Raw genomic sequence first — 14,654 nt, 5'->3', positions numbered from 1 at the left:
CATGCAGGTTTAGAAAAGACGGAACGGTTTTCAAGGCAAGCCGTTCGATAACGATGCCCGGGGAGGCTTCCAGGAGTGTTTCAACTCAACGGCGAGGGGATACACGATGCCTGCTTTCAGCTTTGAGAAGATTTCGCCGCCGATCCGCCGCGGCCCGATTGCTCCCATCGAACAGAAGCAGCGCGGTGTCATCGTCCAGATCCTGGATCGCTTTGTCGAACGGCGCGTCAGGCGCCGGCTGAAGGCGGAGAAGGCCGAAGCCGCCCCGCGCGAGCAGGAAAAGTAGCCCGATCAGCTTCTCGATCAGTCTATGGCGTGATGCGATTCGATTGAATCGGCAGCGAGTTCACCTCACCTCTCCCGCTTGCGGGAGAGGTCGGCGCGTAGCGCCGGGTGAGGGCTCTCTCCCCTCGGGGAGTCCCAATGCGGCGATAGCCCCACCCCAGCCCTCCCCCGCAAGCGGGAGAGGGGGCGCAGCTTCATCGCGGCTGCATTTCAACTTGATCGGATCACGCTGCTCTAACGCGTGGAGCGCAGCAGCAGGCTGCTCCATCCCTCGATTCTCAGATGCCGTAACGGCACCAGCCCGCGCGCGCGGTAGGCGGCGATCACGCCTCCCGCCTGATGCGTCAAAAGCCCCGACAGGATCACGAGCGCTGAAGGCGCGAGATGCCGCACCATCGGCCCCGCCAATTGCCGCAGCGGATTGGCGAGGATGTTCGCCAGCACGAGGTCGAACGGGCCGTGCGCGGCGAATTGCGGCGCGGAGAAACCGGTGGCGCGGATCGTCGTCACGAGGTGTCCGGTCTGGTTCAGCTCGGCGTTCTCGCGCGCGACCTTGACCGATGGCGGATCGATGTCGCTTGCCAGCACCGCGCCGTGCAGCGCCTTCGCCGCGGCGATCGCCAGCACGCCGGTGCCGGTGCCGAGGTCGAGCACGCGGCGCGGATGATGCGCCTTCAGCACGTGATCGAGCAGCAGCAGGCATCCGCGCGTGGTGCCGTGGTGGCCGGTGCCGAAGGCCAGCGCCGCCTCGATCTCGATGCCGAGCTTGTTCGCCGGCACCCGGGCGCGATCGTGCTGGCCATGCACGACGAAGCGCCCGGCCGGCACGGGAACGAGGTCCTCGAGACTGGCCTTGACCCAGTCCTTGGCCTCGACAGTGTCGAAGGCGATGGTCTTTGCAATCTCTTCGCCAGCCGCATTGGCGACGAGTTCGCGCATCAGCGCCTGGTCCGGCGCATCGGCAAAATGCGCTGTGACCTCCCAGCGCCCGTCCGGCCGCTCGAACGCGGCAATCGCCGTCTCGCCCTCGAAGAATATCTCGCTCAGCGCGTCGACCAGCCGCTTGGCGGTCTGCTCGTCGGGAAGCGCGAGGCTGGCGCGATGGGTAGGTTTCTGCAGCATTTGGGGGAACCGTTTCGACTTCATCCGGAACTCAGCGTCAATTGCGATCGCAATATCATCCTGGATTGCCGCGAGTCAGCAGGGAGCCGAAATCTCGAGGAACTCTTTGCTCTGCCTCGGAGCGGTTCCGCGCCAAAAATCCGTAGTTTTCCCATAATGGAAAGTTCACGCGGACGATGCATGATGCAACCCGTTGTTTTAGTTAAATTTATAGTAGTTTTATTCAGGAGTGATAATGAGTGGTTGCAAAAGCATGTGGGCCGGAATTCTTCGCAAGACTTTGAAGCTGATGGCCCAGCGCATTGCCGAACTTCACGATCTTCGACGGCAGGTCCGGGAGGCCGAAGCAAGGGTTTTTGCTAGACAACGGGAACAACGGGAAATGGCTGCCAGAAGACCTCGAAGACAGAGGACAGGACTTTATCGCAGCCGCTTGAATGCGCGAGCCCGATGCCTTGAAGACCTGAATCGGAACTGCTCCCTATAAGGATGCGCCAAATGGCATCGGGACCGCTTGTTTGCGTCCGGCGCGCTTGGTAAGTGCGCTCTGTTGATTCCTTGGGCGCAACTCGATGAAAAGCGATGGCTTCCGATCCCTGTCCACAGATGCACTGTGGGCGCTCCATGAACGAGTAGCGGCCGAGCTGACGCAACGAATAGTCAGCGAGAAAGCCACGCTCGAGGAACGGCTGCGTAAGCTCCAGTCGCCCGGCGAAGCTACGAAACCAGATCGTAGCCGCCGTCCTTATCCAAAGGTTTTCCCCAAATATCGGAATCCGAAAAATCCTGGAGAGACGTGGTCGGGTCGCGGCAAACAGCCACGATGGCTGGCAAAGCGGCTCGGTGCCGGCTCCAAGCTGGACGATTTTCTCATCGACCGCCCTCGCCGCAAGCGACGGTGAACCGGATCGGTCACCTCAGCTCGCGACGCGTTCGCCTTCCGGTGCGTTGCGTGGCCGTCATGGAGAAGTTGCCAGCCGGGAATGCCGGGGTTTTCAACAGGGTTCTCCACCCGGACTTAGAGCATGATCCGAACAGGTTGAAGTGTTGCCGCGGTGAAGCTGCGCTCCCTCTCCCGCAAGCGGGGGAGGGAGTCCAAGCTGTCGCGCGGATGAAATGCGACTTGAATTGCAGTCGTGCTTGCCGACGATCGCGCGGCAGCCTGACCGGTCGGATGCACATTGGCTTCCACCGGTGATTCACAGGTTGTCCACAGCCTTTTCAACGCTTTGCGAACAGGGAGCGGTGATCGCTCAGGATCGCCTGCGCGGCGTTGTGGCCGGGGGCGCCGGTGACGCCGCCGCCGGGATGGGCGCCGGAGCCGCAGTGATAGAGCCCCCTCACGGGGCCGCGGTAGTCGGCGTGGCCGAGCATCGGGCGCGCTGAGAAGAGTTGGTTCAGCGTCAGCGCGCCGTGGAAGATATCGCCGCCCAACAGGCCGAACTGCCGCTCCAGATCGAGCGGCGAGAGCACCTGCCGGCCGAGCACGCTTGAGGCGAAGCCGGGCGCGTATCGGTCGACCGTCGCGATCATGAGGTCGGCGACCTCGTCGCGATGGTCGTCCCAGGATTTGCCGTCGGGCAGTTCCGGCGCGACGTGCTGGCAGAACAGGCTCGCGACATGCTGTCCCGCCGGTGCCAGCGAATCGTCCAGCGTCGAGGGGATCAGCACCTCGACCACGGGCTCGCGGCTCCAGCCGGAGCCGCGCGCATCGAGCCAGGCGCGGTCCATATAGCCAAGGCTCGGCGCGATGATGATGCCGGCCGTGAGGTGGTCGCCTGCGCCAGGCAGCGCGGTGAAGGAGGGCAGGGCGCTCAACGCGACGTTCATGCGAAAGGTGCCGGAGCCGTTGCGCCAGCGCGACATCCGCCGCAGGAATTCCGGCGCCAGCGCGCCCGCCGGCATCAGCCGCGTGTAGAGCAGTTTCGGATTGACGTTGGCGGCGACATATCTGGCGCGGATGGTCGTGCCGTTGTCGAGCACGACACCGGCGGCGCGGCCGCTCTCGACCATCACCTCGCGCACGCCGGCATCCACGTCGATCTCGGCGCCATGCGCGCGCGCCGCGGCCGCCATCGCCTGCGTGATCGTGCCCATGCCGCCGACCGCGTGGCCCCAGACGCCCTTCTTGCCGTTCACCTCGCCGAAGGCGTGGTGCAGCATCAAGTAGGCCGAGCCCGCGGCGTAGGGGCTCGCATAATTGCCGACGATGGCGTCGAAGCCGAACAGCGCTTTCACCAGGTCGTTCTCGAACCGTTCGTCAAGCATTTCGCCGGCCGAACGGGTGAAGAGGTCGAGCAGGTCGCGCTGCTGTTCCAGCGAGAGCTTGCGCAAGAGGTTGGCGGAGCCGAGCGCGTTGAAGACCTCGCGGAGCGCGTCCGCGCCAAATCCCTCGACGATGTTCGGCGGCGCACGCAGCACGAATTGGCGCAGCACGTCGGCGATCGCCTCCAACCGGCGCGAGAAGATGCCGATCTCCTCGGCATCATGCGCGCTGAGCCTGGCGACGGATTCCGTGGTGCGGCCTTCGCCGGTGAGGAGATAACTGCCTTCAGGGGAAGGCAGAAAATTTTGGGCGCGGCGCTCGACGATCCGCAGGCCGTGCTCGGCGAGCCTGAGATCCGCAATGACCTTCGGGTTGAGCAGGCTCACCGTATAGGCCGCGACCGAGTTGCGGAACCCGGGATGGAATTCCTCCGTCACCGCCGCGCCGCCAACGACCTTGCGGCGCTCGACCACTTTCACGCGCAGGCCCGCCATCGCGAGATAGGCCGCGCAGGTGAGGCCGTTATGCCCCGCGCCGATGATGACGACGTCCGTTTCGTTCATGTCCGCTTCATTTTCCCATCGGTTCGCCACTAGCCCATCGTTGCACGCAATATACTATTTCGCCACTTGCTCGATCGTCATTCCGGGGCGCGCGTCAGCGCGAACCCGGAATCCATCGAGCCACAGACGCAAGCGGCGAAATGGATTCCGGGCTCGCACTTCGTGCGCCCCGGAATGACGAGCGTGGGTTCGGCGCGCGAGGTGCGACATAACAACCCGACGGGCAAATCACCGAAAGTCTGTCCAGACTATCGGCGAAAAATATTCCGCTTCCGTCGTCGGGCAAATCAGTGATTTAACTCCGCGCGTCTCACCCAAGAGAGGGGCGGCTCGCGATCGTCACGAACGTTGCGGTGGGATGCGGTGGACGCGGGTGTTGCGACTGACGAGCGTGGCACTCGCGGACGGCGAAGTCGTGTGGTTCTGGCGCCCCGACGCTGGCGCTAAGTTTTTTGCGCAAACAAGTTTGCGCGCGAGATGACGGTGGCAAGAAAGCCCGGTCACCGGGGAGAGCACGAAGTAAGCCGTAAAACCATCGCGCAGGGAAAGCCGGAGTTGCTTCGGTTGACCTGTGGTCCTACCCCCGTGCTTTTTGTTGCACGGGGCCCACGGGTGCAACCGGCACCCGGCTTTCCCTGCGCCCTCTGCGATCGAGGAGGGTGGAAAGTAACGCAAAGCTCGGGCAATGCATGCCGCGAGAATGCGAACGCATATCCTCCACCAATTCCACCGTCATGCCCGCGAAGGCGGGCATCCAGTAACCCGCGGCGTCTCCGCTCAAGCACTGCGGTCTCTGGAATACTGGATCGTCCGCTTTCGCGGACGATGACAGCGGAGAGAGCTGTTTGACAATTGAATCAGGCCTCGCCCCCGCATTGCGAGGTACTCAGTTATGAAACCGTAATGTTGGAGCGTGTTGCTGTTCCGCAGCGCCACGCCGTCACGTCCACGTGACCGGGTTACATTGCCGGCCATGCTGCCGTATGCTCAACGAGAAACCTCTGGCGTGCCCCCGCCGGAAATCCCGCCGCCGGTGTCCGCCGGGCCCAAGCCGGAGCTTTCATGACTTCTAAGCCGTCCGCCGCGCGAAACCGGCTGGTATTGATCGTCTACACCACGGCGATCTTCGTCAGCGCGCTGCTGTTGTTCTCGGTGCAACCGCTGTTCACCAAGATGGTGCTGCCACGGCTCGGCGGCTCGCCGGCGGTGTGGTCGGTAGCGATGGTGTTCTTCCAGTCGCTACTGCTCGCCGGCTACGCTTACGCGCATTACCTGATGAAGCTGAAGAGCCGCGCCGCTCCGGTCGCGGTGCATCTCTTGCTTTTGGTCGCGGCCATACTGACGCTGCCGCTCGCGATCCGGAGCGGCTGGGGCGATCCGCCGACATCAGGTTATGCGTTCTGGCTGCTCGGCCTGTTCGCGGTCTCGATCGGCCTGCCGTTCTTCGCACTCGCCGCCAACAACCCGCTGCTGCAAGCCTGGTTCGTGCGCACCGGCCATCCCAACGGTCCCGATCCGTACTTCCTCTACGCGTCCTCGAATATCGGCAGCTTTCTCGCGCTGTTGTCCTATCCGGTGCTGCTGGAGCCGATGTTCACGCTGCGCGCGCAGAACCTGATCTGGACCGGGGGCTATGGCCTGTTGATCCTCTTGATCGCGTGCTGCGGCGTGCTGCTGTTGCGTTCGCCCGCGAGCGCGGCGGCGCTGAATTTGCCGGCCGATGATTCCGATGCGCCGGCGCCTTCCTGGCTGTTGCGCCTGCGCTGGATCTTCCTCGCCGCGGTGCCCTCCGGCCTTCTGATCGCGGTGACCGCGCATATCTCGACCGACGTTGCCGCAGCGCCGCTGCTCTGGGTCTTGCCGCTGTCGCTTTACCTCTTGACCTGGGTGCTGGTGTTCCAGTCGCGCCCGCTGTTTCCGCACAGATGGATGTTGATGCTGCAACCGCTTGCGATTGCGGGCGTCGTCATCCTGCTCGCGGTCGGCGGTGAGCAGAATCTGCTACTGACGCTCGGCGGACATCAGCTCTGCTTCTTCATCATCGCGATGGCCTGCCATGGCGAATTGGCGCGGACCCGGCCGGCGGCAAAATACCTTACCGGCTTCTACGTGGCGCTGTCGTTCGGCGGCATGGTCGGCGGCCTGTTCGCCGGCCTGATCGCGCCGTTCACCTTCTCCTGGGTGGCGGAATATCCGATCCTGCTGGCGCTCGCCGCGTTGTGCCGGCCGTCCGACGGGGATGAGCGGCTGCCGCGCTGGAGCGCCTGGTACTGGCCGTTCCTTGCCGTGCTCGCGGTGGCGCTGATCGCGCCGTCCTATTCAACCGGGACGCTGTTCAACTGGCTCGACGAGCGGCGGGCGTGGGTGATCGGTACGGTCGGCGTGCTCTCGGCGCTGCTGGCGCTCGCGCTCAAGGCCAACCGCTGGAAGATCTTCGCGACCGTCGTGGTCGCGCTGGTACTGTTGCGCGCTTATCCGTCCGATGAAGGGCGGGTCGAGACCGTGCGCAGCTTCTTCGGCGTGCACAAGATCGTGGTGACGCCGAACGGCCAGTATCACGTGCTGATGCACGGCACCACGATTCACGGCGCCGAGCGATTCAAGAATGACGACGGCACGCCGGCAACCGGGCGGCCCGAACCCATCACCTATTATTACAAGGACGGCGGCATCGGGCAGGCGATCACGGCGATGCGCGAGCGCAAGGGCGCGCCGCTTAAGGTGGCCGTGATCGGACTCGGCTCGGGCACGCTCACTTGCGCGGCGGCGCCGGGCGAACAATGGAAGTTCTTCGAGATCGACCAGACCATGGTCGATACCGCGCGCGATCCGAAATATTTCACCTACATCCAGAACTGCGCGCCCGACCTGAAGCCGGTGATCGGCGATGCCAGGCTCACCTTCGCCCGCGAGCCTGATGGCATCTACGACCTCATCATCGTCGATGCCTATTCATCCGACGCGATCCCGATCCATCTGGCGACGGAGGAGGCGATGGCGATCTACAGGGCGAAGCTGGCGCCGCAGGGCGCGGTTGTGATGCATGTCTCCAACCGTCACCTCGAGCTTTCCAGCGTCGTGGTCGGCATCGCCGAGGCCAATGACCTCAAGAGCTGGGTCTACAGCGAGGATTCCGGCCGCGACAGCGAGTACATTTTCTCGACCTCGGTCGTGATCTCCGCACGCGAGGAGGCCGATGTCGGCAAGCTCGCCTCGTCCGACCAGTGGGCCGAGACCGAGGCCGATGAGAAGCAGCGGGTCTGGACCGACGATTATTCCAACATCCTGGGCGCGGTTTACCGGCGGTTGCGCGACGGCGAGTAGTGATCTCGATATTTTTGCAACACCGGCCGCCCGCGTTCGCGGTTTGGCCGGACAATCCACCGCAACGGTTGCGGGCCGTGGGCGGACTCGATACTGATGGAACTTGTTTCCTAATTGTTCCATTCATCATGCGCGACCATCGGATTATCCGGAGCCGGCACTTTCATCGATTGCAGCGGCGGCATTTCATCCTGTTTGATGTTTTGCCATTCATCGGGACATTGATCGCGCTTGGCGCCTTGTTCTATCGTCCGATCGGGGCGCTCGAGATCAGCCTGTTTTTCGTGATGTGGCTGGTCACGGGCCTCGGCCTTACCGTCGGCTACCACCGGCTGTTCACGCACCGCGCCTTCGCAACAAGCACGGCGGTGAGCGCGATGCTGATCATCATGGGCTCGATGGCGGGAAGGGGGCCGATGGTATCATGGGCCGCGATGCATCGCCGCCACCACGAGCTCAGCGATCACGAGGGCGACCTGCATTCGCCCAATTTGCATGGCGAGAGCTTCCTCGGCCGCCTGCGCGGCTTCCTGCATGCACATTTGACCTGGATGATCGAGCATGATTATCCGAACGTCGCCCACTACGTCCCGGACCTGATGGCGCAGCCGGTGCTGGTCCGGGTCAACAGCTACTATTTCGCCTGGGTGCTGCTGGGGCTATTGATCCCGACCGTCATTGGCGGGCTCGTTGCCGGCAGCCTGTGGGGTGCGGTGGCCGGGTTCCTCTGGGGCGGCGTGGTGCGCATGTTCGTGGTCGAGCAGGCGATGTCGGGGATCAACTCGGTCATGCATACGTTCGGCGCACGTCCCTACCGCACCCGGGGTGACAACAGCCGCAATCTCGGCGTAATGGCATGGTTGGCGTGGGGCGAGGGGTGGCATAACAATCACCATGCCTTCCCTTATTCGGCGGCGTTCGGGTTGCGATGGTTCGAATTCGATCCGGGCTATCTCTTCATCCGATTGCTTGCCGCGCTGGGACTGGCCTGGAATGTCAAGGTGCCGAGCGCGGAGAAGATCGCGCTGCGCCTGCTGCACGAGCCGGCGCCGGACGTGGCCGAGCTCGAGCACGGATAGTCGTCGGCTTCCGGCGGATAAGGTGAGTAACCTCGGTCATGCCTGAGATCGCCGGCTGATGCTGTTCAACGACTACCCTTTCCTGCTGGGCTTCCTGCCGGCGGCAATCCTCATCTATCGATTCGTCGATCCGCATCCGCAGTGGCGGATCTGGACGCTCGTCCTGATGTCGCTGGTGTTCTACGCCTACGGCAATCCGCCCTTCGTCCTGCTCCTGATCCTGTCGATCCTGGTCAACTGGGTTGCCGCGATGGTGTATGCCAGGACCAAGCTGCCGTGGATCATCACCGCGGCGATCGTTGCCAATCTCGGCGTGCTCGGCTGGTTCAAATACGCGAATTTCCTCGCCTACAATATCGGCCTGGCGCTGGGCCGGCCGATGCCCGCGCTCGACATCGTGCTGCCGCTCGGCATCTCCTTCTTCACCTTCCACCACATCATGTATCTGGTCGATCTGCGCAACGGAAAGGCGCCGACCTATTCGCTGAACCGCTACGCGCTCTATATTTCCTTCTTCCCGCAGGCGCTGGCCGGACCGCTGGTGCGCTGGTCGCAGGTGATGGAGCAGTTCGGCAAGAAGGTCTATGCGCCGGGCTGGCAGCGCGAATTCTGCATCGGCATCGCCTTCATCCTGATCGGGCTCGTCGAGAAGATCCTGCTCGGCGACCGCATTGCGCGGCTGATCGATCCGATCTATGCGCGGGCGCTTGAAGGTCCGGTGAGCAATGGCGACGCATGGCTGGCGCTCGCCTTCGGCATCCAGATCCTCTACGACTTCGCCGGCTATTCCGACATCGCGGTCGGGCTCGGCCTCTTGTTCGGCGTCAAGCTGCCCTACAACTTCGATGCGCCGTTCCGTTCCACCAGCATCCAGGATTTCTGGCAGCGCTGGCACATCACCCTGATGACGTTCCTGCGCGAATATCTGTTCTTTCCGCTCGCCAACAAGCGCATGGTGCCGCGGCGCTTCTACCAGCTCCAATATTTCGCCGTGATGGTGCTGACCATGGCGCTGTGCGGCCTCTGGCACGGCGCGAGCTGGACCTTCGTGCTGTGGGGCACGCTGCATGGTCTGGCGCTGGTCTTCTGCTCGTTGTGGCGCCGCTACGGGCCGCGGCTGCCTGCGCTCGCCGGATGGGCGCTGACGGTGATCTTCGTGCTGCTGACCGGCGTCATCTTCCGCGCCGGCACGCTGGATGCAGCCTTGAACATCTTCCACGGCCTCGCCGTTTCGCCCAACCTGTCGGAGGGGAAACATTTGTGGCCGCTCGTGGTCGTTCCGCTGATGGCCTTCCTGCTGCCGGCGACCCAGGACATCGTCGATCGCGTGATGCAGCGGCCGCGGCCCTGGCTTGGTGTGGTGGCCGGCCTCGGCCTATTGGCCATCCTGATCTTGCTTGGAGAAGGGAACGTTCGTGGCTTCGCCTACTACCAGTTCTGACACGTCGCCCGAATGGGGCCGTTGCCTCGCCAACTGTGTCGGCACGCTTGTTGGCGGCCTGCTGCTGCTCTACGCGCTGATGATCCTGGTCGACCCCTATGACACCGGAAAGTTTGGCTTGCTCGGGATCGACGGCGTCGACGATCGGAACACGCTCACATCAGCGGCAAGCCGCGCGCGCGATCCGAATTTCGATTCCGCCATCATCGGCAATTCGACCGCGCAGATGCTTGAACCGTCCGAGCTGTCGAGGGCGACCGGCCTGCGTTTCGTCCAGCTCTACATGACCGGCGGCAATCCCCATGAGCAGCTCATGCTGCTCGATTTCTTCCTGCGCCATCACCGCCGCGTGGGCGCGTTGGTATTCGTCGTCGATCCCTGGTGGTGCGCGCATGTGCCGGTGCAGTCGCCGCCTGGCACCTTCCCCGACTGGCTCTATGGCGCAAGCTCGCTCGCCTACGCGACAAACATGCTGTCATGGACGACGATCGAGCGCACGTTCCAACGTCTCTCCATCGGTCTCGGCTGGCATCAGCGCAGGGACCCCACCGGCTTCTTCAGCTACGAGGATATCTGGCTCCCCGGCACCTTCCGCGAGATCAGTCCGCCGCGCGATCCGCCGCCGGCGGCCACCCTCGCGGAGCGCGAGATGCTTCCCGACGTCGCGCGGCTCGATGCGGCGGTCAAGAGACTTCCGCTTGAGACCAGTGTCGTCATCGTCGTGCCGCCGACCGTCCAAAGCAAGATGCCGCAGCCCGGCACATCAGCCGCAGCGGACCGCGAGGCATGCAATGCAGCCTTGAAACGGATCGTGGCGGGCCGGCCGAACAGCAATTTCATCAACTACCGCGTCGATAACGCGCTGACCCGCGACCGCGCGAATTTTGCGGATTTCATCCACTACCGCCCGAGCATCGCGACCAAGATGATGGAAGGCATCGCCGCCAGCATCCGCGACGGCGAGGCGGCGAAGGTCGACTTCTGATCAATCCGCGTCCGCGGCGAGATCCTCGAACCGACCATCGGACCACAGCCGGCGCGCCAGGCTGCGCTGGATCTTGCCGCTGGTGGTTTTCGGCAGTGTCCCCGGCCGGATCAGCACGATATGGCGCGCGAACAATTCGTGCTGGTCGGTGACATGCTCGCGGATCACGCCCTTCATCTCGGCGCCGTCGATCCGGTTGCGTTCGGTGCGCTCGACCTCCTGCACGACAACAAGCGTTTCGTCACCATGCGCGTCGCTAACAGAGAACGCCGCGCCGCAATTGGCGCGGAGCGCCGAATGCGCTGCTTGCACCGTGCGTTCGATATCCTGCGGATAGTGGTTGATGCCGCGGACGATGATGAGGTCCTTGATCCGCCCGGTGATGTAGAGTTCGCCCGCGGAATCGAGGAAGCCGAGGTCGCCGGTGCGCAGCCAGTTCGCGCCGTCGTCAGCACCCGCGATGCGCGCATGCAACCCTGCCTTGGTCGCTTCCGGATTGTTCCAATAGGCGCCCGCGACATTGGCTCCGTTGACCCAGACCTCGCCGACCTGATCGACAGGCAGGCGCGCGCAGGTGTCGGGATCGACGATCGCGATCCGCTCGCCTTCAAGCGCGCGGCCGCAGCCGACCAGCGTTTGGCTGTCGGCCGTATCAGCCGGCGCTTCGGCCCGATGCGCCTGCAGCGCCGCGCGGCTGACATCGCGCGTCACATGGCCGGCGCCGCGGTGGCCGCCGGAGATCAGGAGCGTCGCTTCCGCCATGCCATAGGCAGGAAACGCGGCGCGGGGATCGAATCCGTGACCGGCAAAGGTCTCGATGAATTGCGCGATCGTTTCGGCATGCACCGGCTCGGCGCCGTTGAGCGCGATCTTCCAGGACGAGAGATCGACGCCCTGCATCTGCTCGGCGCGGTAGCGGCTGACGCAGAGATCGTAGCCGAAATTCGGGCAGCAAGCGACCTCGGCGCGATAGTCGCTGATCGCGCGCAGCCAGTTGAGCGGCCGCTGGGTGAAGGCGTTCGGCGCCATCAGCACGCAGAGCGCACCGACATAGAGCGCCTCCAGCGTGTTCAGGATCAGCCCCATGTCGTGGTAGAGCGGCACCCAATTGACATAGGTCGACCGCTCGGTGTTGCCGAGCGAGATGCGGATCATCTCGAGGTTGGCGAGCAGGTTGCCGTGGCTGACGGCGACGCCCTTGGGCTCCGAGGTCGAGCCCGAGGTGTATTGCAGGAAGGCGACATCGTCTCGGGCGGGAAGCGGCAGATCGGCCGCAGGCTGCGCCGGCGCCGTCTCGAGATCGACGGCCAGCCACTGCAGGCCTTCGCGCGAAAACCGCTCCTGCAGATCGCCGCGGATGGCGAAGGCCGAACTGGTGAGCGCGATCGCAGGTTCGCAATTGGACATAATCGCGGCGCTGGAGTCGCGCGCGCTCTGCCGGCGCGGCATCATCATCGGCACCGCGATCACGCGCGCGATCAGGCAGCCGAAGAAGGCGACGACGAATTCGAGGCCGGGCGGAAACACCAGCATCGCGCGATCGCCGGGTCGGGTGACTTCGCCGAGCCGTGCCGCCAGCGCGCGGGCGGCGTCATGCAACTCGCGAAAGGTGAGGACCGCTTCCTCCGCGCCACGGTCGGAGAGGAAGATATAGGCGCGCGCGTCGGGCTGCGTTTCCGCCCGCTTTGCCAGCAGCGCCACCAGCGAGGAAAACGTCTCCATCTTGGCCAATGATATCCGGCGACGATAAGGGATCAGGCAGCGGAGCGGGCCGCGAGCTTTTCAGCGAGGTAACGCGACAGCGCATCGACCGTGGGATAGTCGTAGAAGTCGTCGGTCGAAAGCTCGAGGTCGAACTTCTCCTCGAGTTCCATCATGACATAGACGACCATCGCCGAATCGAGCCCGAGCCGGTTGAATTTCGTATCGGTCTTGATCCGGTCCTTTGCGATCCGCAGCACTTTCGCGAGCGAATCGATGCAAAAACCGGATATTTCTTCCTGTGTCATGGGAAATCCAGCGAAACAATTAGACACAATACGGACGCAGCAGGCGTTGTCAATTTAGGTTCACGCAGGCGTGTCGATGGCGATCGTGCGCAGGCAAAGATCAGGCAAAGAAAAAGAGCGGGACGAAGCCATCCCGCTCTGAAATGTCGACCAGTTCTGCGCTGGTCAATCCTGGGACGTGAAGAACCCGCGCGGGCGCTGCTGGTAGTAATAGCCTTGCGGCGCCGGCGCGTAGCGGTCGGAATATTGCTGCGGTTGGCGATAATAGGTCTGCGTATCTTGGCGATAGTAGGTCTGCGTATCGTAGACGCGGCGGCTGCGCGGCGCCGGATACATCTGCGCGGTGGAGCTGCCGTCGGCCGGATAGATGTAGCCGTCGTCGGCGCGCGCCTGCGGCAATTGCTGCTGCTGTTGCGGTGTGATCATGACGGGATCGCCGGCGGCGGCCTCATATTGCTGGTCGTACTGCTGCGGTGCGCGGCGGGCGACCGCGGCATTGCCGCGCTTCGGATTGCGCGCGAGCGCCACTTGCGAGGATCCGGTCAGCGTCACCGTGGTGTTGAGCACGCCTTGCTCCTGCACCAGCGCATAGAGCGTGGCGGCATTGGCGCGCGACAGCCGCACGCAGCCATGCGAGGCGGGGCTGCCGAGGCGGTTGACGGAGTCGGTGCCGTGGATCGCATGCCCGATCTTGGTGAAGAAGATCGAATGCGGCATCGGCGCGTCGTCGAATTCCTTGGAGTAGTGGTCTTCCTCCATGCGGAAGGTACGGAAGCTGCCGCTCGGCGTCTCGTAGGAGGGGATGCCGGTCGAGACCGGCCAGTGATACCGCTCGACGCCGTCGACCGCGACGGTCATCTGCTGGTTGTCCTTGTCGACGGTGATGGCGACCTTGGCCTGTGCGGCGCCGGCAAACGTCAGCGTCAGGGCGGTGAAAGCAACGAGGAACGTACGCATCTTACTTTGGCCCTCCAGGCCTACCATTGCAGCGTCGTGGCTCTCCGTCCCCGGCATCCACTATGCCCGGAATCCGGCTCGGGTTCCAGTAGCCCGCCTATGCATCGTTAATATAACGAGCGGCGCAAGCAAGGCGCGATCGGAGAAATCCGGCACCGGCCTGCTGACTTTTTCGCGAGTTGTGAGCAGACGACTCGAATTCGTCACAGACGCGCAACCATTTGGCCGCAAGAGTGTTTCACATTCCCGCCTGACGGTACAATTTGCCGTGCATTTTTGGGAATTGCGATGAAGAAGACCAAGGTCAAGACGCTGGCGCTGCCTGACGTCACCCCATTGCGGCTCTTGCTTGCGGCTGCCGCCATCATCCTCGCACTGCTTGCGATGCCTCATCTCGGACACGCCCAAGGCATCGTGCGCGGTGCGCAGCAAGGGTCCTACGAGGGCAATCGGATCGCCGGTCCGGTCGGCGGCGTGGTTGGTGGGGCCGTCGGCGCCGGCGTCGGCGGCGCCGTGGGCGCGGTCAACGGCGTGCTCGGCCTGCCCAATCGCGGTTGGCACCGTGGCCATCGCTGCCGCGGCTACTACACCCACTCAGGGCATTTCCGCTGCTATCGCTGATC

At 63.8% G+C, this 14,654-nt stretch carries 12 protein-coding genes; 7 read left to right on the top strand and 5 right to left on the bottom strand.

Annotation, left to right across the window (positions count from 1 at the left end):
- The first annotated feature begins 106 nt into the window (after window positions 1–106).
- On the top strand, window positions 107–286 hold the full coding sequence (locus tag ACVJGD_RS17970) for a hypothetical protein (RefSeq protein WP_456635596.1): 180 nt from the start codon (window positions 107–109) through the stop codon (window positions 284–286).
- Between the two features lie 233 nt (window positions 287–519).
- On the opposite strand, the gene ACVJGD_RS17965 is transcribed toward ACVJGD_RS17970, so the two are convergent.
- On the bottom strand, window positions 520–1,407 hold the full coding sequence (locus tag ACVJGD_RS17965; protein ID WP_456635595.1) for a 50S ribosomal protein L11 methyltransferase: 888 nt from the start codon (window positions 1,405–1,407) through the stop codon (window positions 520–522).
- A gap of 572 nt (window positions 1,408–1,979) precedes the next feature.
- Between ACVJGD_RS17965 and ACVJGD_RS17960 the strand changes: the two genes are divergently transcribed.
- Window positions 1,980–2,309, top strand: a complete 330-nt coding sequence (locus ACVJGD_RS17960) for an H-NS histone family protein (protein ID WP_456635594.1) — start codon at window positions 1,980–1,982, stop codon at window positions 2,307–2,309.
- Between the two features lie 319 nt (window positions 2,310–2,628).
- On the opposite strand, the gene ACVJGD_RS17955 is transcribed toward ACVJGD_RS17960, so the two are convergent.
- Entirely contained in the window at window positions 2,629–4,266 is a 1,638-nt protein-coding gene (locus tag ACVJGD_RS17955) for a phytoene desaturase family protein (protein ID WP_456635593.1), read from the bottom strand.
- Window positions 4,267–5,298: 1,032 nt separating this feature from the next.
- On the opposite strand from ACVJGD_RS17955, the gene ACVJGD_RS17950 reads away from it, so the two are divergent.
- From ACVJGD_RS17950 to ACVJGD_RS17935, 4 genes are all read left to right on the top strand, one after another.
- Complete coding sequence (locus ACVJGD_RS17950; protein WP_456635592.1) at window positions 5,299–7,560, top strand: fused MFS/spermidine synthase; 2,262 nt, start codon at window positions 5,299–5,301, stop codon at window positions 7,558–7,560.
- Between the two features lie 128 nt (window positions 7,561–7,688).
- Complete coding sequence (locus tag ACVJGD_RS17945; RefSeq protein ID WP_456635591.1) at window positions 7,689–8,639, top strand: acyl-CoA desaturase; 951 nt, start codon at window positions 7,689–7,691, stop codon at window positions 8,637–8,639.
- Between the two features lie 58 nt (window positions 8,640–8,697).
- Window positions 8,698–10,080: an MBOAT family O-acyltransferase gene (locus ACVJGD_RS17940; protein ID WP_456635590.1), complete on the top strand. Its 1,383-nt coding sequence runs from the start codon at window positions 8,698–8,700 to the stop codon at window positions 10,078–10,080.
- Window positions 10,055–11,065: a hypothetical protein gene (locus tag ACVJGD_RS17935; RefSeq protein WP_456635589.1), complete on the top strand. Its 1,011-nt coding sequence runs from the start codon at window positions 10,055–10,057 to the stop codon at window positions 11,063–11,065. The genes ACVJGD_RS17940 and ACVJGD_RS17935 overlap by 26 nt, the downstream gene beginning before the upstream one ends.
- Here ACVJGD_RS17935 and ACVJGD_RS17930 read toward each other — a convergent pair whose 3' ends face one another.
- The 3 genes from ACVJGD_RS17930 to ACVJGD_RS17920 all read right to left on the bottom strand — a co-directional run bounded on the left by ACVJGD_RS17930 (window position 11,066) and on the right by ACVJGD_RS17920 (window position 14,031).
- Complete coding sequence (locus tag ACVJGD_RS17930) at window positions 11,066–12,787, bottom strand: fatty acyl-AMP ligase (RefSeq protein ID WP_456635588.1); 1,722 nt, start codon at window positions 12,785–12,787, stop codon at window positions 11,066–11,068.
- A gap of 32 nt (window positions 12,788–12,819) precedes the next feature.
- The gene (locus ACVJGD_RS17925; protein WP_456635587.1) at window positions 12,820–13,074 is read right to left on the bottom strand and encodes an acyl carrier protein; all 255 of its coding nucleotides are present in this window, start codon (window positions 13,072–13,074) and stop codon (window positions 12,820–12,822) included.
- A gap of 165 nt (window positions 13,075–13,239) precedes the next feature.
- Window positions 13,240–14,031 carry a L,D-transpeptidase gene (locus ACVJGD_RS17920; RefSeq protein ID WP_456635586.1) on the bottom strand — a complete coding sequence of 264 codons (792 nt, stop codon included), beginning with the start codon at window positions 14,029–14,031 and terminating at the stop codon, window positions 13,240–13,242.
- A gap of 288 nt (window positions 14,032–14,319) precedes the next feature.
- On the opposite strand from ACVJGD_RS17920, the gene ACVJGD_RS17915 reads away from it, so the two are divergent.
- Window positions 14,320–14,652, top strand: a complete 333-nt coding sequence (locus tag ACVJGD_RS17915; protein WP_456635585.1) for a hypothetical protein — start codon at window positions 14,320–14,322, stop codon at window positions 14,650–14,652.
- Window positions 14,653–14,654: the final 2 nt, after the last annotated feature.

The organism is Bradyrhizobium sp. USDA 10063, assembly GCF_054063735.1.
Note: the sequence above shows the minus strand (reverse complement) of the source record. Positions and strands in the feature narration are given on the sequence as shown.